Below are 20,397 nucleotides of genomic sequence, written 5' to 3' on the forward strand. Positions count from 1 at the left end.
CGCCGCCCCCACTACCGCAGCTGCCGGGCGCAATCCCGCCAGCCTCTCCCACGCGCGTTATCATCCCTCTGTCTTTCGTAACCGGCGATGCCGATGTCCCTTGCCGCCGATGCTGTACAGCCATCCCCTGATACCCCGACGATCCGCCGCCGCGATGCGGTCGCACCCGGCAGCTGGCCGGAGGGCACGCTGCCGCTGCTGGCCAGGTTGTACGCAGCGCGTGGCGCGGAAACGCCGGAGCTGGCACTGCCGAAACTTGGCAGTCTGCATGCGCCCGAGCTGCTGACCGGCATCGATGCAGCGGTGGGCCTGCTGGTCGAGGCCATCGCCAATGACCAGCGCATCCTGGTGGTCGGCGATTTCGATTGTGATGGCGCTACCGCCTGCGCGGTGGGCGTGCGCGGCCTGCGCATGCTGGGCGCGCAACATGTCTTCCACGCGGTGCCGAACCGCATGGTGCACGGCTACGGCCTGTCGCCGTCGCTGGTGGAGGAGCTGGCCGCGCTGCAGCCGGACCTGCTGGTCACGGTCGACCATGGCATTGCTTGCCACGCGGGCGTGACCGCGGCCAAGGCGCGTGGCTGGCAGGTGCTGGTCACCGACCATCATCTGCCGGGCCCGCAGTTGCCGCCGGCCGACGTGATCGTCGATCCGAACCTGGATGGCGATGCCTTCCCCAGCAAATCGCTGGCCGGTGTCGGCGTGATCTTCTACGTGCTGATGGCGTTGCGCCGGCAGATGCGCGAGGCCGGTGTCTTCGCCGATGGCAAGGGGCCGGACCTGACCACGCTGCTGGACCTGGTGGCGGTCGGCACCGTCGCCGACCTGGTGGCGCTGGACCCGAACAATCGTGCGTTGGTCAGTGCGGGCCTGCGCCGGCTGCGTGCCGGGCAGGGCTGTGTCGGCCTGCGCGCCCTGATCGAAGCCAGTGGCCGCGATGCAGCACGACTGACCGCCACCGATATCGGCTTCGCACTTGGGCCGCGCCTGAACGCTGCGGGCCGGCTGGAAGACATGGCGCTGGGCATCGCGCTGCTGCTGACCGAGGACCCACGGCAGGCACGCGACATCGCGCAGACACTTGAGCAGATCAATTCGGAACGGCGCGCGGTGCAGCAGTCGATGACCGACGACGCCGAGCAGGCGCTGACCCGCGTGGTGCTGGATATGGCCGGCCAGCGGCCGGTGGCGGCCTGCCTGTTCGATGCCGACTGGCATCCGGGCGTGGTGGGCCTGGTCGCGTCGAAGATGAAGGACCGGCTGCATCGACCGGTGATCGCCTTCGCCCCGGCCGAACCGGGCGCCGACACGCTGCGTGGCTCGGCCCGCTCGATTCCTGGCCTGCACATCCGTGACGCGCTGGCGTTGGTCGACGCACGCCATCCGGGCCTGATCGAGCGTTTCGGTGGGCATGCGATGGCCGCCGGCCTCAGCCTGCGCCTGGATCACGTTGACGACTTCAAGGGCGCATTCGTCGCCGTGGTGCTGGAAATGCTCGACCCGGCGGCGCTGCAGCAACAGGTCCTCAGCGACGGCGAACTGGCGGCGGACGAGCTGGACCATCGCCATGCCGATGCGCTGCGCCTGGCCGGGCCGTGGGGGCAGGGCTTCCCGGAACCACTGTTCGACGGCCACTTCGAAGTGGCCAACTGGCGCGTGCTGAAGGAGCGCCACCTGAAGCTGGAACTGCGCTTGCCGGGCGTGCCCGGCACGATCAACGCCATCCACTTCGGCGGCTGGCACGGCAATGCGCCGGGCCGCCATGTGCATCTCGCCTATCGCCTGGCCTGCGATGACTATCGTGGTGGCAGCGCGATCCAGCTGATCGTCGAGCACTGCCTGCCCACCTGAAAAAAGGGGACGGAGGGGATTAAGTCGCTTGTGCCTTGTTTGCCACTTGCGACTTAATCCCCTCCGTCCCCTTTTTCTGTGAGGTCAGCGGACCTCGGTCACCAGCGTCGGCAGTTCCCAGGTGCCACCGGGCACGCCGCGGCACAGGCCTGCTGCGATTTCGGCGGTCGCGACGAAGGCCGTGCCAGTCCAGGTCCAGGTGCTCTGCGAGATGCAGTCGCCCAGTCCGCGGCCCTTCTGCACGGCGATGATCTGCCCATCGTCATAGTCGATCGCATCACTGGTCACCCACTGCGGTTGGAACGGGGCCTTCGGGCGGGCCACCCAGTAGCCGTCGCCGGTGTTGTAGGCCGCGCGCCAGCAGGGCACGTTGACCAGCACGTGCTGCGCGTCCAGGCGACGTATCTCCAGTGCCGAGTTGCTCAGCGGGATATCGGCATCGGCCTCCAGCAGGCCCTCGCAGCTGTTGTCCTTCAGCGTGGCACGCAGCGCCGCGCGCAGCGCGGGCGAGGCCGCCAACTGCGCGAAGGCCGGGTCATCCGGAATCGAATCGGACGTCGATGCGCTGCGCACGACGGGCACCGGCAGCGCGTCCGGAACGCTGGCTTCGGGCGTGCTGCCCTTGCGCATCACGGCACCGGGCGTGCCGAGGCGGCCCTGGTACTCGTCGATCTTCAGCAGGACTGCGGCAGCGCCCTTGTCCGACAACGCCCAAGTTTGACCGGTGGCATCGCTCACGCTGATCCCACCGTCGCGCACCAGTGCCGACAACAGTGCGGCGGTCTGCGCGGCAGTCAGGGCATAAATGCCTTCGCCCTCGTCCGCTACCAGCACACCCAGGTCCTGCTGGCGAACATGCAGGCGCAGCGCGCCGGCGGGCCGGGCCTGGCCTTCATCCGGCTGCAGCGAAAGACGGCCCTGCATGGCCTGGTTGGCGCCGCCCTTGCGGGTCAGCAGCACGCTGAGCGTGCTCTGCTCGTCGGCGGCGTAGCCGGCGGCGCGGCAGGTACGGGTGTTGTCACAGGCCACCACCCAGTCGTGGTGCTGGAAGTACAGGCCGCTGGAGGGTGCCCCGGCGTTGGCAGCGGGCGGGGTGGCCAAGGCCAGCAGGGCAATGGGCAGGAACTGACGCATGGGTATCCATACACATGGGCGGGGCCACAGAGTGCCCAGCCAGGACCGTCAGCGCCAGCCTGAATGGCTGCGCTGTGCTCTCCGTATTTGTGACGTGGTTCGCGCTGTCGTGAAAATCCTTAATGAATTCATCTCCTTATCCAGCGCTGATTGCGTCAAAAAGCTGGCACATGGCACAGGTCAATGGCAAAGTCGGGCCACGACCAACATGGGACGACGGAACGCCCGATGTACGCCGAATCACTGCTTCCCGGCGCCACGCTGCAGCGCCTGCATCAGGACCGACGCCTGATCCGCGTCGAAACCGCTTTGGATCCGGACACGTTCCTGGTCAAGCGCTTCGACGGGGCCGAATCGGTGTCCGCGCCGTTTGCGTACCGCATCGATCTGCTCTCGATCCAGCCGCGACTGGAGCTGAAACAGCTGGTCGGGCAACCGCTGCGGCTGCAGCTCGGCGATGAGTTCGGCAACCGCAGCGTGCATGGTTACGTGCGCGAGTTCGCCAGCACCGGGCAGCAGGCGCAGTTCAGCGCCTATCGTGCCGAGCTGGCGCCGTGGTTCGCCTTCCTCGACTACACCTGCAACTGCCGCATCTTCCAGGACCGGAACGTGCTGCAGATCATCGAGGAAGTCTTCGAGGGCTATGCGCAGCTGGCCAGGTTCCGCTACGACCTCAATGCCGGCAAGCTGGCGCCGCTGCCGTATTGCGTGCAGTACAACGAATCGGACTTCGCCTTCGTCAGCCGCCTGCTGGAAGATGCCGGCCTGTACTACAGCTTCGTCCACGACGAAGAAGGCCATCAGATGGTGATCAGCGACGATTCGACGCTGAGCACTGCCCATGGCGAGCCGCAGCCGATCGCGTTTGTTTCCGACCAGGGCACCCTGGCCAGCACGGGCCTGCATCGCTGGGGGGCGCGGCGCCGGGTCGGGCCGAGCGTGCAGACGCTGCGCAGCTTCGACTTCAAGCAGCCGGGCGAACGGCTGGATGGCAACCAGGGCAACCAGGTGCCGCTGGGCCTGCTGCCGCCGTTGGAGCAGTACCGCTACGACGGTGCCGCGCGTTTCATGAACAGCCGCATCGGTACGGCGCTGGCCGCGGTGCGCAACGAGGAAGTGACCTGGCCGACCAAGCTGTTCGAGTGTGCGGGCAATGCCGGCGAGATGGAGGCCGGCGGCTGCTTTGATCTGGAACGGCATCCGGACTTCATCGGCCGCGACGACACCGATCGTAGCTTCTTCGTGGTCAGCATGCAGCGCGAAGGCCACAATAATTTTGCCGCCGATTTCGGCAGTGCAGAAGCGCCCAGCGTGGAAGTGCAGGCCGAAGTGCTGCGGCGGCGCATCCCGTACCGCCCGCTGCGGCTCACCCCCTGGCCGCGCATGCCGGGCCCGCAGACCGCCACCGTGGTCGGCCCGCCGGGCGAGGAACTGCACGCCGACCGCTATGGCCGGGTGAAGGTGCAGTTCCATTGGGACCGCCAACTGGACCGTCGCGAGAACGCCTCGTGCTGGATCCGCAGTGCCAGCCCCTGGGCCGGCGCGGACATGGGCGGCGTGTCGCCGCCGCGCGTGGGCCAGGAAGTGATCGTCGACTTCCTCGACGGTGATCCGGACCGGCCGATCATCACCGGCCGCGTCTACAACGAAGACAACATGCCGCCGTTCGGCATGGAGGTCAGCGGCCTGAAGTCGAAGACGGTCAAGGGCGCGGGCTGGAATGAAATCACCATGCACGATGGCGCCGGCGGCGAGCTGCTGAACATGCGCGCCCAGCGTGACATGGTCACCACCGTGCTCAACGACCAGAACGCCAGCATCAAGAACAACAAGTCGACTACGGTGGCGGTCAACCACACGATGGGCGTCGGCGCCAACCAGGACATCAGTGTCGGCGGCAACCGCGGCATCACTGTGACCGGCACCGATACGCTGGGTGTCAGCGGCACCCGTACCACCAATGTGACCGGCGCGGTGACCGAGAAGTACGAGACCGGCGAAACCAAGACGATTGCTGCCGCTGGCTACACCGAAACCATCACCGGCGATTTCAAGACCACGCTGACCGGCAACTACACCAGCCAGCGCACCGGCACCTGGACCGAGACCGTCACCTCCACCTCCAGTCGCACCGTCGGTGGGCTGGTCACCGAGACCCTGCAGGCCGCGCGTGAAGTGACGATCACCGGGCAGGACAAGCGCAAGGTGCAGGGCAAGGTCGACGACAGCAACGTCGGCGAGCGCGTCATCGATGTCACCGGCAACTTCAGCCAGGATGCCAGTGGCACCCACAGCCAGGGCTCGGACGGCGCGATGAGCCTGGAGTCGGCGGTCAAGCTCACCAGCAAGGTCGGCGGTTCGGTCATCGAGATCACCGACAGCGCGATCAAGATCACCGCCGGTGGTTCGGAAGTGGTGATCGACGCCGGTGGTGTATCGGTCAACGGCAGCGAGATCAAGCTCAACTGCTGAGCCGCAAGGGAGAAGCACGATGCAGGACACCCCCATGCTGCGCGGCCTGAACGCATTGCGCGATGCCTGGCTGGAGGCCAGCGCCGACAACAGCCGGCGCCTGCTGGTCTGGCGCTTGCCAGCCGCCGCCAGCCGGTTGCTGGCGGCGTTCTTCGAAATGCAGCGCAACGACGCAGGCCGCGACACGCCGGACTACTTCCTGCGCATCGATACCGCCTACGAACTGGGCTTCCGCTACAGCCGGCAGCTCAAGCAGGACCTGCTGGAGCGCTATGTGGCCAGCCAGGAAGATCTGCGCGCGCAGCAGGTGCCGCTCGGTTGGCGTGGCCCGCACGAAGGGCATCCCGACAGCGCACAGGGTGTAGTCGAGGTGCTGGAGAGCTTCATCGAGCATCATGGTGAACACCTGCGCTTGCTGGCGGCGGTGCTGGAGCCGGAGCGTTGCGTGCCTGGCGAGGGCTTCGAGCGTTGGGTGGACGCCGCGCTGGCCGCCGGCCCTGGCCCGCGCCTGCGCCTGGTGCTGGTGGATACAGAGGAGGATCCGCGCTGGCAGTCGCTGCTGGAACGGCACGGCAGGATCGCGCGCGTGGTCAGTGCGCCGGTCGACATGTTCGGCATCGCCCGCGATACCGCCGCGCAGTCTGGCGGCCGCGGCCCGGAAGTGCTGTACCGGCAGCTGCTGGCCGACCTGATGCTGCTGCTCGAACGCGGCAGCCCCTCGCAGGTGGCGGCCCGCGCCGAGCGCGCGCAGGGGCTGGCGCAGCGGCAGGGCTGGCAGGACCAGCAATCGGTGGTGCAGATGATGGTGGCCGGCGCGTGGTTGAAGCATGGCGACCACGGGCAGGCCATCAACAGCTACCGGCAGGCGCGCAGCGCGGCCGAGGGCGCGCGCATGAGCGGCAACCCGGCTGCACCGGAACTGGTGATGCAGAGCTGGTTTGGGGAGGCAGGCTGCTGGCTGGCGGCCAAGCAGCCCGAGCGCGCCGCACAGACCTACCTGCAGGCCTCGACGTCGGCAGCGAGCATTCCGCACCCGATGTTCGCGCTGGAGGGCCAGCGCATGGCCGGCTGGTGCCAGTTGCAGGCCGGCCAGCGTGAGGCCGCGCGTACCCAGCTGCTTGAGGCGATCCGCATCGCCAAGCCGCTGGCGCCGGCCGACCGCAAGGCCACCACGCTGCCGCAGGCGCTGTGGGACCTGCTGCAACTGCAGGACGCGCGCCGCTGCGAATCGCTGCAGCAGGTGGCCGCCGATTACCTGCAGGCCAGTACCAGCCTGCTGGAAAAGGCCGATGCACAGGGCCGCGCGCTGGGCCCGCGGCCAGTGCGGCCGGCACTGGATGCGATCGACGCGGAGCTGGATGCTGCGCTGGAACGCGGCTTCCACCGCGCCCAACAGGAGCGCGAGCGGCTGATCCAGGGCGGCGACGAATTCTTCCGCAAGATCGTGGCCGTGGGCCGCGATTTCCTCGATCCGGGCTGGAACGGCCTGCCGGCCATCGAACACCCGCTCGATCACGAGATACCGGTGTGGAGCGAACCGCCGGCGATGCAGCCGTTGCCCGACCCCAGTGGCCTGCTGCAGCCGCCCGTGGCGGCGCCGGCCGGAACGACCGTTACAGGAGTGGCTGTTGCATGAAGTCGAACAAGACCGTGGTGATGCTGGTGGCCATCGTGCTGGGCATCATCGTCGTGACCTGGATCAGCGCCGAGTACCGTGACGAAGTAAAGGCGTTCCTGCGCGCGTTGTTCCGCGCCTTGTAAAGCAACAGGGAGTGTTGCCGTGAGCATCGCCGCCAAGCATTTCGATCCGCAGCTGGGCATCGACATCCACATGTACGCGGTGCCACCGTGCCCGCTGCCGACGCCGCACATCGGCCTGGTGCTGGATCCGTTCGACTACATTCCGTTCATCGGCTCGACCATCAAGGTCAACGGTGTGCATCGCGGTACTGCCGGTACTGGCGGCCTGGACATCCACATTCCACTGGGCGTGTGGGGCCCGCCGCTGGCTGCGCCGATGGGGCCGCAGTTCGACGGCGAAGAGATCTTCATGGGCAGCCGCACGGTGTCGGCCGATGGCGAGCCGTTCTCGCGGCTGGCCATGCCGGTACTGGACTGCAACCTGGCCGGCATGATCAACCCGTTCCGGGTGAAGAAGCCGAAGAAGCCGCTGCGCGCGATGTCGTTGCCGACCGGCTTGAACGTGGCCATTCCGACCAGTGTCAAGGTGGGAGGACCGCCGACGGTGTCATGGACCGCGCTGGCGTTCCGCGCCGCGTTCGCCGGACTGGGCAAGCTGCGCAAGAGTGCGTTCTTCCGCAAGAAGATGGATGCGTTCGCCAAGTGGCGGCGCGGCAAGTGGGGCCATCTGCCCTCCGGCTTCCTGAAATGCAAGGTGCTGCGTGCCGAGCCGGTGGATATCCGCGATGGCAGCGTAGTGGTCAGCCACCAGGACTTCGACATTCCCGGGCGGCTGTCCTTCGCCTGGCAGCGCAGCTACGGCTCGCGCCGGGCAGGTGAGCCGGGCCTGTGCGGCGCCGGCTGGCAGACGCCGGCCGATATCCGCCTGGAACTGCTGGACGACGGCAGCGTGTGGTTGTCCGGCCCGGACCAGGCCGCCTTCTTCCCTGAGCTGCCACCGGCCGACGGTGAGGCCGGGGCAATCCTCGATTTCGTCGACGGCGCGCGCCTGCTGCGGCGGCGCGGGCAATGGCAGGTGCGCTTCAAGAGCGGCCTGAAGTATGTGTTCGGCGGCGAGCTGCCGGCAGGCGTCAGCGCGCTGCCGAATCCGCAGTCGTGGCCGATCGAGCGCATCGAGGATGCGCACGGCAACCACTGGCGGTTCGAGCGCCGCGACGGCCATCTGGTACGCATCGTCGAAAGCGGCGTCGGCGACCTGCAGGGGCGCTTCATCGAGGTGGAGGCACGTCACGGTCGCATCGACCGGATGGCGCTGCATGATCCGGCCACCGGTCTGGTGCATCCGCTGGTGAGCTATCGCTACAGTGGCGAGGGCGATCTGTTGGCGGCTGTCGATGCGCTGGGTGCGCCGCGGACCTTCGCGTACGAACAGCATCGCCTGGTGCGTCACACCGACCGCGTTGGGCTGTCCTTCCATTACGCGTTCGACGCGCAGGGCAGGGTGGTGCACTCGTGGGGCGATGGCGGCCTGTATGACTACCACTTCGAGTACGACGCGCTGCTGCGCGAGACCCGGGTGACAGACTCGCTGGGCCACCTGAGCGTGGTCAAGTTTGACGAGAACCAGCTGCCGCTGTGCGAGATCGATCCGCTCGATGGCGTGACGCTGTTCGAGTACGACGACTTCGGGCGGACCGTGGCGGTGACCGATCCGGAAGGGCTGCGTACGGCGTTTGCCTATGATGCGCAGGGCAACCTGGTCTGCCTGACGCGCGCCGATGGCACATCGATCCAGATGGAATACGACCTGGACGACCATATGGTGTCGCTGCGGACGCCGGATGGTGTCGATTGGCAACAGGCGTATGACGGCCGGGGCCTGCTGGTCAGCCAGACCGATCCGTTGGGTGCGACCACCCGCTTCGACTACGACGCACAGGGCCAGTTGCACGCGCAGACCAACGCACGGCAGGCGGTCACGCAACTGCGCTATGACCGTCATGGACTGGTGGCCGCGGTCATCGATGCCCTGGGCCATGAGAGCCGCTTCGAGCACGATCCGCTCGGTAACCTGCTGCGCCAGGTGGATCCGTTGGGGCAGGTCAGTCGCTACGAGTACGACGCCAAGGGTCGCCTGCTCGGCACGATTGGCCCGGACGGCAGCGGCGTGCGCTGCGAGTACGATGCCGAAGATCAGCTGGTCCGCTACACCGATGAAGTGGGCGCGCAGACGCGGCTGCAGTACGTGGGCATCGGCCAGATCGGCAAGCGGCTGCAGGCAGACGGCCACAGTGTGGAGTACCGCTACGACACCGAGGAGCAGCTGGTCGCGGTCATCAACCAGCGCGGCGAAACCTACCAGCTGGTGCGCGATGCGCTGGGACGCATCGTCGAGGAGGTTGATTACTGGGGCCAGTCGCGGCGCTACAGCTACGATGCTGCCGGGCGACTGACGGCGACCCTGGATCCATTGGGTCAGCGCATCGCCTTCGCTACCGACAAGCTTGGGCGCATCACCCGCAAGACGCTGCCGGATGTGCGCCATCCTGGACAGCAGGTGCAGGAACACTTTGTCTACGACGTGCAGGGCCAGATTGTCGAGCTGCGCAATCCGTCGCGTACAGTCAAGCGCGTGTATGACCCGCTGGGCCAGCTGCTGGAAGAGCAGCAGGATGGTTTCCGTGTCGGCTATGCCTATGATGAAGTGGGCAACCGCGTACTGCGCGAGACTTCGGCCGGTAATTGCGTAGCGTTTGGCTACGACCTGCGCGACCAGACCGTATCGGTAGCCATCAATGACGAATCGCCGATCTCGATGGAGCGCGATGCGCTGGGCCGCACCACCCGTGAGCAGCTGAGTCCGCACTTGCAGCGCGAGTTCACCTACGACAGCCGCAACCTGCTGACCTCGCAGTCGGTACTGAAGGATGCTGCACCGCTGTTCGAGACGCGTTACGACTACGACCGCAGTGGCAACCTCACCAAGCGCAGCGACAGCGCACAGGGCGTGGACGAGTACCGCTACGACGCTATCGGGCGCCTGCTGCAGCACATCGACCCGAAGGGAAGGGTCGAGCGCTACTTCAACGACCCGGCCGGCGACCGGCTGCGCACTGAAGTGAAGCAGGTGCAGGCGCGCAAGGTGGTAGGCGGCGACGATGACGACCTGACCACCTGGACGCGTGAAGGCACCTATCAGGGTGTGCACTACGTCTTCGACCGGGCGGGCGATCTGGTGCGCAAGGGCGCACCGCAAGGGGATGCGCCGGATGACCTGACGCTGATCTGGGATGCCAACCATCGGTTGGCGGAGAGCCGCCGCAACGGGCAATCAACGTACTACGGCTATGACCCGCTGGGGCGGCGGGTGTTCAAACGCAATCCGACACAGACCACGTGGTTCTTCTGGGATGGCAATGCGCTGCTGGGTGAGGTGCGGCAGGCCAACGAAGCAGAAGACGCGGTGCCGGTGTGGGTGGGCAATGTGGCGAGCCTGGTAGAGGTGAAGCGTCGGCAACGCCGGCTTGAGCGACTGTATGAGGCGATTTGGGAGTATGTCTATCATCCAGGTACATATGTGCCCCTTGCCCTGTTAGATCCGACTATTGCGATCAAACCCGGCGCAGTTGCGGCGACGGGTGAGGCGAAGAGGATGGGCGTGATGTTGCGAACTGGAATGATTGCCAACCCCGTTTCCGGAGCTGGTGCACGGCCGTCAGAAGCTACTGTCACCAATCTGACTGATGGGGCCAAGAAACCCATAGCTGCTGAGTCACCGGTTCGCTTGGGGCTGGGTATGCTTGGAGGCACGCGACTTGGAAGCGCGGAGGCACCCCCTCATCGTGTTGCGCAGAAGGGGCCTACGTTCAACGATGAGGCAATGCGCATTCCTGATAAGGTTGTCGAACAGGTTGATACCACGAAGGCTGCACCGATCGACTCATGTATGGATTCGCGCGATGTACTCGCTGCGCCGCGCCCTCGAATTCTGCACATCATCAACGATGTTAACGACTGCCCCAGCCGAATTATGGATCGACATGGGCAGACGCACTGGCATGCCACTATCTCTCCCTGGGGAAGCCTTCAGCAGCTTCATTTCACAGCGGTAGAAAACAACATTCGTTTGCAGGGCCAATACTTTGACGCAGAGACCGGGCTGAGTTACAACCGAAACAGGTACTACGATCCGACAATTGGAGCGTTCATCTCTTTGGATCCACTTGGGTTGGTCGCCTCGATAAATCTGCAGGCATACGTTTCAAATCCTTTCTCTGAAAGCGACCCCCTTGGTCTATGGGGGGAGCCGATGAATGGCGCTTCTGCGACCATTAGCGTGGGCAATGTTTCCAGGACGGCAACAAGTAGCTCGGCTGGCCACGCTGAGATCAATGGGCTCAATTGGTTCATTGATGAGGGTCCGGGATTTGACGGGAAAAAGGTGGTAATCAGCGACGTGGTGGGCCACTTCAAGAGTGGCGAAATTCCTGTCGGCGTTTGTACAGGCTGCAGATCGAACATCTTTGATCTGCTGATCGATGGAAACGCTTCAAGTGTAGTCATACCAAAAACGGTTGGAAACGTGTTCAAGGGAAATATTGAAATACAGTCTACGGAATTTGAGAGAATGAGCAGGGGGATCGGGTCGATCTATCGAGGGGCAGGGACAAACAAGCAGAAATCAGATCGAGCATGGGCCTTGTTGGAGGGCGCATGCAGAAGCTGATTTCTCCCTGTTCGTCTGTCTTCTCATACGATCCCCGATGGGCAGAGGTGCGCCTTGGGGCTGAGCCCGCGCTCTACTACATGGGCGCCAGTTCAAGCTTCTTTGTCGATCAGAATCCAATGGGAGACCGCATTTTGGCTCCTGCTGCAGACATTGAGGTTGATCAGTCGGTCGGCGCTCTGAGATTGACGTCGACCGATAAGGGCGAGCCCGTCGAGTACGTGGTGTCCGCGGGGTGTGACTTCGACCGTCTCATCTTTGAGCTTGTGCATGCGCTGAAGGATTCGGGTCTAGCGCCAGGCGAGACCGATGACAAGATTGATGTGGCCTGTGAGGGCGGTCTGATAAAGACGTGTTACATCACTCGCGTGTTTGAGGGGGATGCGCCTAGATCGCTGCGTATTGTCCGTAAAGATGAGGGTATTCATGTCGTCATTCCTAGTCCGCGATATCAGGCTCGCGTCACTTCCTTGATGATGAGTGGTGCTGAGCTGTTCATTGGGACCGATGACGGAGCAACCATGAAGCGTAAGCTCACTCTTCACCAGTCCATTCTAATGTTCTTCACAGGTGTGGTTGACGAATTGAGAGAAACTTCAGGTTGTGACTAAATTTAATAGTATTGTTGATCGCGCCCTGTCGCGATTGGGGCTGTGGAGTGCAGATGGAAGTGACGTTGAGCGGAAGGTTGGGCGGGCCAGAGGTGGGGGTGAAGTTTCAACCTGAGATCGTCCAGGCACGCGCTAGATTGAAGTTCGCGTTCGCAGAGCTGTCTATTGATGGTCTGGAGACGATCGATGTTGAACTGTGGATCAGTGGCAGTTTGACAGAATATTGCCCGGAAGGGATTTCATCGTCGGTTAGATTCTCTGCCAAGAAGAAAAGTGTTCTGCTTGCTGTCTGCGTTGGAAAGGACGAGGCAGTGTCCATCGATGATGATTGCGCTGCATCGGCAATTGGAGGTTGGCTGACGAGCGGTTTCGAAAGTGCAAAGCTGCCGCGCAGTGCCGGTAAGATCGATTTCTCGGGTGTTGCTGGCGCCGTAAAGCTCTGTTTCGCTTGATTGATCCAGGAGGCTTGGTGTGTCCTGATTGGAGTTCCTGTTTTGAGCGCCTTGATGAAATGATCGCTGGATCGGCGCGGGTAAGGGTGTTTCCTGGCCGTGCTGCTTCTCCGGAGCTTGTGGAGGATGCAGAGAAGGAGCTTGGCTTGGCTCTGCCCGTTTCCTACAAGGCTTGGCTAGTTGAGTTTGGCAACCTTTTTGTAGGTCCAGATCCCGTTTTCGGCTTCGCAGATGCGGAGAACCGTGACGTGGCTGATGACGACCTTGTCTACAACGCTCGCTTGGTCGAGGAGAACGGCTTTCCGCCAGAAGGCCTGATTCCGATTTTTGTTCCGGACTCGGACGAAGCCTTCTACTTCGATACACGTGAAGGATTGAAGGATGGAGAGTATCCAATTCTGCGGTACGACTACAATACCGGGGAGTTCGAGTTCTCTTCGCCATCATTCTTTGATTTCCTGATGGGCCTCGTTCGTCACTCAGCGTAGAAGGGCTTTCGGGCCTTAAGGCTTGCGCAGTCGATAGCATCTTCGGCATCGCTTCAAGTGCGGCTTGGCTGGACCCTGCTGCATTGGCCACGACCCTGTTCGGCGCCATTGAGCAGGTGCAGGACAAGGCAACGTGCTGGCTATCTTCCGACAATGAGGTGTGTTCATGTTTGATAATCTGGAGGCGCTGGTGGCGCAGCACCCGCGAGTCAAGGTGTTCCCAGGGCGCCAGGTTGAACCTGGCCTTATCCGGGAGGCCGAAGCTGAGCTGGGGATTCCATTGCCTGATTCGTACAAGGAGTGGTTGCTCAAGTATGGGAATCTGAGGGTCGGTGCTTATCCTGTCCTGACCCTTGCGCCTCGGGATGTGCGTGAAATTTCCGATAGTGATCTGATCTGCAATTTCAGACTGGATTCACGTGATGGCGACCTGCCGGGCGGGTATATCTCAATTCATCTTCCGGATGCGGATGAATCATTCTATTTCGATACCAGTAACGGGCTGATTGGTGGAGAGTATCCGGTTGTCAGGCGGGATTGGTCTGACGGATCTTATGAGCCGTTTGTCGATAGTTTTATGGGCTTTCTAGAGGAGATTGTTCGGCGAGCCTGATGTAATTTGCGATTTCGTGCGTCACAAATGAATGATGGAATTTGATGAGGTTCGATTGGGTTCCAGAGCTTGAACGTGTGATGAAATGATCTCTGGAATATCGTGCCTCAGGGTCATTCCTGGCCGCGCTGTTCTTTCACGGCTGATGGAGGATGCAGGGGAGTGCTTGGCCTGCCTCGGCCGCTGTCCCACAAGGCACGGCTAACTGAGTGTCGGCCGGTAATCGCGTAGCGTTTGGCTGCGACCTGCGGGACCAGACGGTATCGCTGGGGATCAATGACGAGTCGCCGATCTCGATGGAACGTGAAGCGCTGGGCCGCACCACGCGCGAGCAGTTGAGGCCGCATTTGCAACGCGAGTTCACCTACGACAGCCGCAATCTGCTGACCTCGCGGTCGGTACTGAAGATCGCATTGAGATCTTCGTCAGGTGCACGGTTCACGAATCTATTGGAAGGTGAACGCCCGGTTTTGAGGGCTATACGTGACTGGAAATTCGTTCTCTCGCTTCTACGATGCGGGTTCGCTGGAAGTGAGTACCAAGGTGCTTGGCGACTTTGGCCTTGATCCTTTGTCCAGTGAGTTGATGTTGAAGCTCGGTTTGCCGTCAAGACTTCCTGGTGAAGTACCCGTTGTGCAGTTCGAAGCGCCGCAGATGGCCGATTTCTACGGCGAGGCGCTTCTGGTCGTGGCGCACGAGCCATGGGGAAAGGAACTGCTGCTCTGCCTTTCCGTGGCCGGAAAGGTGATTGCGGCAGGTGACGGCGGACATCAGTTCGTCAATAGTCGCCTTTCGTGCTTCCTTGGCTTTCTGGAGGCGTATGAGGTATTTCAAGCGCAGGCAACATCAAGCGATTCCATGCCGGTTGTCTACTCTCAGGCAGTAATGCAGGCCAGACTTGAGGCGTTCAAGCGAGGCGAGATTCACGCGCGTCCAGCAAGACAAGGGTTCAATCGCTATGATGCAATCAAGGCGATGGCGGCGGCATGGGGAAGGCTTGATCCTGCTGCACTTGCCGAGGGTTCATCGTGGTCCGTCGTGCTGGAGCAGCTCGAAGACGGCCCGATCTGAAGCTGCGCTGTGCGGGACGGCATCCTGAAGTCGCCCCCCATCCAACCCCATTCCCCCCAGCCGCGCGTTGAACCGTCCAACCTCCCGCTGGAGCAGTCCGATGCCCCTCGTCCGCCGCGTGATTCCAACCGTACTGGCCTTGCTGCTCTGCGCTGTCGCCGGGGTTGCCCAGGCGCAGTCCTCCAGGGCCGTCCGGCCCGTCCGGTCGGTGCCACTACTGCAGGTTGCCGGCGCCGAGCAGCCCATCGCGCTGCGCCAGGCTCGCATCGAAGGCGACATCCAGGCCGGCATCGCCCAGACCCGCATCACCCTGGAGTTCCACAATCCGAACCGTCGGGTGCTGGAAGGGGAGTTGCAGTTCCCGTTGGCCGAGGGCCAGCAGATCACCGGGTTTGCCCTGGATATCGGCGGCGAACTGCGCGAGGCGGTGCCGGTGCCCAAGGACCGCGGCCGCCAGGTCTTCGAGGAGATCGCCCGCCGTGGCGTCGACCCCGGTCTGCTGGAGCAGACGGCGGGCAACCAGTTCCGCCTGCGCATCTACCCGCTACCGGCCGGTGGCAGTCGCCGCGTGCAGCTGGTGCTGCGCGAGCCGCTGGCCTTCTCGGGCCAGGGCTGGCGGTGGACGCTGCCGCTGCAGTTCGCCGCAGGTGCCGCCTCGGTTGCAGTGAAGGTGCAGGCGCCGGGGGCGATGGCCGCAGGTACCGCACCGTTCCAGATCACGGCGGGCCGGCTGCAATGGCAGGGCCAGGGTTCGCAGCTGCCGCCACAGCTGCAATGGACCCTGCCGGCCGAAAGAAAGCCGCAGGTGCAGGTGGCACCGTGGCAGGACGGCCACTATCTGCTGGCGCAGCTGCCGGTGCCGGTCAGCGGTACTTCCCGCACGCCGCCGAGCGAGGTCGGCCTGCTGTGGGACGGTTCGGGTTCCTCCGGCCGGCGCGACCGCGCGCGTGAGTTCGCGTTGCTGGATCGCTACTTCGCCGCGATGGGCAACGGCACGGTCGCGTTGACTGTGCTGCGCGACTGTGCCGAGCCGGTGGGCCGCTTCCGTATCCGCGCAGGCAACTGGAGCGAGCTGCGCGCGGCTTTGCAGGCGGTGCGCCCGGACGGTGCCAGTGCGCTGGCCCAGTGGCAGCCGCAGCAGAGCGTGAAGGAGTACCTGCTGGTCAGCGACGGCCTGCTGAGCTACGGGCCGGAGCAGCTGCCAGCGATGGCGCCGGATCAGCGCCTGTTTGCCGTCAGCAGCGCCGGTGCCCGCACCGACAGCACGCGCCTGCGCGGCTGGAGCGAAGCGCACGGTGGCCGCTTCGTCGCCCTGGAGGCCGACGTCGATGCTGCCGCGCGCGCACTGCTGTCCGCACCGCTGGATGTACAGGTCGACGCGGGGCGTGGCGTGCAGGATGTGGTGATTGATCGTCGCAGCGAAGCCGAAGGCTGGCTGTGGCTGCATGCCCGGCTGGCGGCTGACGGTGTGCCGATGCGGGTCCGTGTCGGTGCCGGTGATTGGCAGGCATTGCCAGCAACGCAGAAAGGCGATGACGGTGAATTGCTTGCGGGGCTGTGGGCACAGGCACGCCTGCAACAGCTGGCCGCCGATCGTCGCGGCAATCGCGAGGAAATGCAGCGCCTGTCGCAGCAGTTCGGCCTGGTCGGGCCGGATACCTCACTGATCGTGCTGGAAACGCTGGAGGACTACCTGCGCTATGCGATTCGTCCGTCCGGAAAGCTGCGCGCCGAGTATGACGCCCGCTTCGCGCGGCAGGTGAGCGACCGTGCCGCTGCCGATCGCGAGCGTCTGGACGAGGTTGCTGAACGTTGGAAGGAGCGCCAGCAATGGTGGAGCCGCAGCTGGCCGAAGGATGCGCCGCCGCAGTTGAAGGGCAGGGCACTGGAAGTGGCGTCCGCAGATTACGCGATGGAATCGGCGCCGATGGCGATGTTGGCTGCGCCTGCACCAGCGGCTCCGCCTGCACCAGCGGCTCCGCCTGCACCGATGGCGGCGGCCGAACAGCGCAGAGAGGCCGGCAGCGCGCGCGCGCGCCGCTCCGTGCCCGCGGCGAACCAGGCGCTCGACGCGGTGGTGGTCACCGGTTCGGCCATCGATCAAGCGGGGCCCGCCAACGAGGGCGAGCTCGGCATCCAGCTGGCCGCATGGCAGCCGGATTCAGCGATCGCCCGCCGCCTGCGCCAGGGACCTGCCTCGCGGTTGTATGACCGCTACCTGGCCGAACGTGAGGCACATGCGGACAGCAGTGCGTTCTTCCTGGATGTGGCCGACCTGCTGCTGGAGCAGGGCCAGCGCGAGCTGGCGCTGCGCGTGCTGTCGAACCTGGCCGAGATGGACCTGGACAACCGCCACCTGCTGCGCGTGCTCGGCTACCGGCTGATGCAGGCCGACGCGCCCGCACTGGCGGTGCCGGTGTTCGAACAGGTGCTGGCGATGGGCCAGGAAGAACCGCAGAGTTTCCGTGACCTCGGCCTGGCGCTGGCCGCCGCCGGCAAGCCGCAGCAGGCGATGGCGCCGCTGTACCAGGTGGTGGTGCGGCCGTGGGACAACCGTTTTGATGGTATTGCGCTGATCGCGCTGGACGAATTGACCAACCTGGTATCACGCAGCCGCCCGATGCTGGACACCACGGGCATCGACCCGCGCCTGCTGCAGGCGATGCCGCTGGACCTGCGCGTGGTGCTGGCCTGGGATGCCGACAACAGCGACATGGACCTGTGGGTGACCGACCCGAACGGCGAGCGCGCGTACTACGGCAACCGCCTGACCTACCAGGGCGGGCAGATGTCGCAGGACTTCACCGGTGGCTACGGCCCGGAGCAGTTCTCGCTGCGCAACGCCAGGCCCGGCAGGTACAAGGTGGAGGCGAACTACTTCGGCAGCCGCCAGCAGCTGGTGACCGGCGCGACGACCCTGATGCTGCGCCTGACCACCCACTGGGGCACGCCGAAGCAGAAGGACCAGATGGTCACGATGCGGCTGAAGGACCGCGCCGAGACCGTGCTGGTGGGTGAGTTCACGGTGGAATGAGTCACCCTGGGCCGATGCGGAGCCGAGCAGGGGCTCGGCTCTATGAGGCCGCCGTCGCGGCGTGTACGGTCGGCAATGATCGTGGCTCGGCACGCAGACCGAACAGTGGGCGCAGCCAGCGCACGCGACGGATCAGCAGCTCGTGGATCAACAGGCAGCCGCCCACGGTGCCGCCGAGCAGCAGCGCCGGCTCGGTCCACGCGCCAAGCTGCAGCGGCTTGAGCCAGAACAGCAGCACGATGATCAGGCTCTGGTGCAGCATGTACCAGGGATAGATCGCCTCGGTGCAATACGGCAGCCAGCGGAACGGGCGGTCGAGGAAGACCTTGCCCCAGCCCAGGATGGCCAGCAGCGCGGTCCAGACGTACAGCGACTGGCTGGTCCGGACCTGCAGGTCCCAGAACGGCTCGGGCCACTGCCGCAGCGGCGAGTCGGCCGGCAGCACCTGGCCGAGGATGCGCAGGCCCATGTACCAGCCGACGGCGGCCAGCGCCAGCCACAGCGTGGTGCGGCGCAGGGCAACCACCCGTTCCCAGAACACGGGTTCGCGACCGAGCAGGTAACCGGCCAGGAACACCGTGGCGTACTTCGCGTGCTGGTACCAGTCGCCGAGCAGGGCATTGGTGGAGGGGTAGATGGGCTCCAGCCAGACCACCCAGGCCAGCAGCAGCACGAACGGAATGCCGATCAGCAGCCAGCCCGACGCCGCAACGCGGGCCATGGCGCGGCGCACCGGCGCGCGCGCCAGCAGCGGCATCAGCAGGGCCAGCGCCAGCGTGTAGTTCCACAGGTAGGCCAGGTACCACAGGTGGTTCCAGGTGATGCCGTACTGCCAACCGGCAAAACTGCCTTCCGGCCACGGCCGGACCTGCCAGTAGCGTAGCAGGAAGGGGCCGAAGCCCGGCGAGACATGGCCGTTGGCCACCCCTTCGCAGTAGGGTTGGATCGGTACGATGATGAACATGCCGAACAGCAAGGGCAGCAGCAGCCGCCACGTGCGCAGGCCTGCAAAGCGCAGCAGCCTGCCTTCCGGCCGCATCAATGCAATGGCGATGCCCGAGATCAGGAACAGCAGCGACATCCGCCAGCGGTTGACGAACACCATCGGCCACTGCAGCCATTCGGCGGCATGTACGCTCTTGAGGTGGAAGCCCCAGTCGTCCACGTAGGCCATGCCGGTGTGGTAGAGGATCAACAGGGCGAAGGCGAACACCCGCAGGGCGTCGATGTCGTGGCGTCGGTTCATGGGTAGGCCGGGCAGGGAGGTCAGGCCACGGTGAGCGCCGCCACGCGCTGTGACCATGGCGCTGGGCCCGCCGGTACCGCCAAGGTGACCAATGGCGGGCGGCGGGGGACCAGTGGAGCCGCTACCCTCGGCCCCTTGAGGCACGCTGGAGCACCGCAACGAGATGGATGCAGGAATGGCACAGGGGCGCCCGACGCGCTGGCGTACGTCAACCCGCATTCTGGTATGGACCGCGATCCTGTCAGTTTCAGCGGTGAGCAATGCGCTGGTGGAGGTGATGGACGCAGGGCGCCGGGGCGCGGATCTGCGCCTGTGGGAGCCACTGATCTGGGAGTTCAGCAGCCTGAGCCTGATCCTGGCGACCCTGCCGCTGCTGTGGTGGGGGTGCGAGCGCTGGCCCCTGCATGCCGATACCTGGCGCCGGCGGTTACCGTTGTACCTGCTGGCCAGCGTGGGCTGGTCGCTGCTTCACGTAGTGGGAATGATGCTGGTCCGGCACCTGGCCTACGCGGCAGTGGGCTATCGCTACCAGGACGATGCCGGCTGGCTGGAGCGCTTTGCCTACGAATACCTGAAGGATGTGCGTACGTTTGCGCTGTTCGTGGCGCTGGAGCACCTGGCCAGCTGGCTTGGGCGGCGGCGCCAGGGCGAGGCGAGCCTGCTGGCCGAGCCTGACGTTGGCGTCCCGGTGGAGCCGGTCGAGCGCCCGCAGCACTTCCTGGTGCGCAAGCTGGGCAAGGAGTTCCTGGTGGCCACCGAAGACGTCGAATACGCCCAGGCGGCAGGCAACTACGTGAACCTTCACGTGCGTGGCCATGATTACCCGCTGCGGATCACCATGTCGGTGCTGGAGCAGCGGCTGGACCCGGGCGTGTTTCTACGCCCGCATCGCAGCTGGATGATCAATCGTGGCCAGTTGCGCTCGATCGAGCCACTGGAGGGCGGCGAGGCGCTGCTCCACATGGCCGATGGCGTCAAAGTACCGTGCAGTAGACGACAGCTGCCCCAACTCCGGCTCGCCCTGGCGGGCGGGTGAGGGGGGGGGGGGGGGGGGGGGG

General features: G+C 64.8%; 14 protein-coding genes. 12 read left to right on the plus strand and 2 right to left on the minus strand.

All coding sequences use genetic code 11. The annotated features are described in order from the left end of the window. Positions 1–93: 93 nt before the first annotated feature. Entirely contained in the window at positions 94–1,851 is a 1,758-nt protein-coding gene (gene recJ / locus O0J73_RS14095) for a single-stranded-DNA-specific exonuclease RecJ (protein WP_308308963.1), read from the plus strand. A gap of 84 nt (positions 1,852–1,935) precedes the next feature. Here the strand turns inward: recJ and O0J73_RS14100 are convergent, their stop codons facing one another. Continuing rightward, on the minus strand, positions 1,936–2,985 hold the full coding sequence (locus O0J73_RS14100; RefSeq protein ID WP_308308965.1) for a DUF1176 domain-containing protein: 1,050 nt from the start codon (positions 2,983–2,985) through the stop codon (positions 1,936–1,938). 228 nt (positions 2,986–3,213) lie between these two features. Here O0J73_RS14100 and tssI point away from each other — a divergent pair, with 228 nt between their 5' ends. The 10 genes from tssI to O0J73_RS14150 all read left to right on the plus strand — a co-directional run bounded on the left by tssI (position 3,214) and on the right by O0J73_RS14150 (position 18,093). Further along, on the plus strand, positions 3,214–5,457 hold the full coding sequence (gene tssI, locus O0J73_RS14105) for a type VI secretion system tip protein TssI/VgrG (protein ID WP_308308966.1): 2,244 nt from the start codon (positions 3,214–3,216) through the stop codon (positions 5,455–5,457). A gap of 19 nt (positions 5,458–5,476) precedes the next feature. Further along, positions 5,477–7,093 (plus strand): hypothetical protein, encoded by a 1,617-nt coding sequence (locus O0J73_RS14110; RefSeq protein ID WP_308308967.1) that lies wholly within the window; start codon positions 5,477–5,479, stop codon positions 7,091–7,093. Further along, the gene (locus O0J73_RS14115) at positions 7,090–7,218 is read left to right on the plus strand and encodes a hypothetical protein (RefSeq protein ID WP_006441023.1); all 129 of its coding nucleotides are present in this window, start codon (positions 7,090–7,092) and stop codon (positions 7,216–7,218) included. Before O0J73_RS14110 ends, O0J73_RS14115 begins: the two co-directional genes overlap by 4 nt. A 19-nt stretch (positions 7,219–7,237) precedes the next feature. Further along, positions 7,238–11,824 carry an RHS repeat-associated core domain-containing protein gene (locus O0J73_RS14120; protein ID WP_308308968.1) on the plus strand — a complete coding sequence of 1,529 codons (4,587 nt, stop codon included), beginning with the start codon at positions 7,238–7,240 and terminating at the stop codon, positions 11,822–11,824. Further along, complete coding sequence (locus O0J73_RS14125; protein ID WP_164162520.1) at positions 11,812–12,435, plus strand: hypothetical protein; 624 nt, start codon at positions 11,812–11,814, stop codon at positions 12,433–12,435. Before O0J73_RS14120 ends, O0J73_RS14125 begins: the two co-directional genes overlap by 13 nt. A gap of 53 nt (positions 12,436–12,488) precedes the next feature. Beyond that, positions 12,489–12,887: an Imm12 family immunity protein gene (locus O0J73_RS14130; RefSeq protein WP_308308969.1), complete on the plus strand. Its 399-nt coding sequence runs from the start codon at positions 12,489–12,491 to the stop codon at positions 12,885–12,887. Positions 12,888–12,904: 17 nt separating this feature from the next. Continuing rightward, positions 12,905–13,375 (plus strand): SMI1/KNR4 family protein, encoded by a 471-nt coding sequence (locus tag O0J73_RS14135; RefSeq protein ID WP_308308970.1) that lies wholly within the window; start codon positions 12,905–12,907, stop codon positions 13,373–13,375. A gap of 166 nt (positions 13,376–13,541) precedes the next feature. Further along, positions 13,542–13,988, plus strand: coding sequence for an SMI1/KNR4 family protein (locus O0J73_RS14140; RefSeq protein WP_180864690.1), 447 nt, complete (start codon positions 13,542–13,544; stop codon positions 13,986–13,988). Between the two features lie 483 nt (positions 13,989–14,471). After that, on the plus strand, positions 14,472–15,059 hold the full coding sequence (locus O0J73_RS14145; protein ID WP_308308971.1) for a hypothetical protein: 588 nt from the start codon (positions 14,472–14,474) through the stop codon (positions 15,057–15,059). Positions 15,060–15,159: 100 nt separating this feature from the next. Next, positions 15,160–18,093, plus strand: a complete 2,934-nt coding sequence (locus tag O0J73_RS14150) for a VIT domain-containing protein (RefSeq protein ID WP_308308972.1) — start codon at positions 15,160–15,162, stop codon at positions 18,091–18,093. Positions 18,094–18,133: 40 nt separating this feature from the next. Here the strand turns inward: O0J73_RS14150 and O0J73_RS14155 are convergent, their stop codons facing one another. Next, complete coding sequence (locus tag O0J73_RS14155; protein WP_308308973.1) at positions 18,134–19,339, minus strand: acyltransferase family protein; 1,206 nt, start codon at positions 19,337–19,339, stop codon at positions 18,134–18,136. A gap of 175 nt (positions 19,340–19,514) precedes the next feature. Here O0J73_RS14155 and O0J73_RS14160 point away from each other — a divergent pair, with 175 nt between their 5' ends. Beyond that, entirely contained in the window at positions 19,515–20,375 is an 861-nt protein-coding gene (locus O0J73_RS14160; protein WP_308308974.1) for a LytTR family DNA-binding domain-containing protein, read from the plus strand. Positions 20,376–20,397: the final 22 nt, after the last annotated feature.

It is taken from the genome of Stenotrophomonas sp. Sm6012, from assembly GCF_030985895.1.
GTDB classification, from domain to species: domain Bacteria; phylum Pseudomonadota; class Gammaproteobacteria; order Xanthomonadales; family Xanthomonadaceae; genus Stenotrophomonas; species Stenotrophomonas forensis.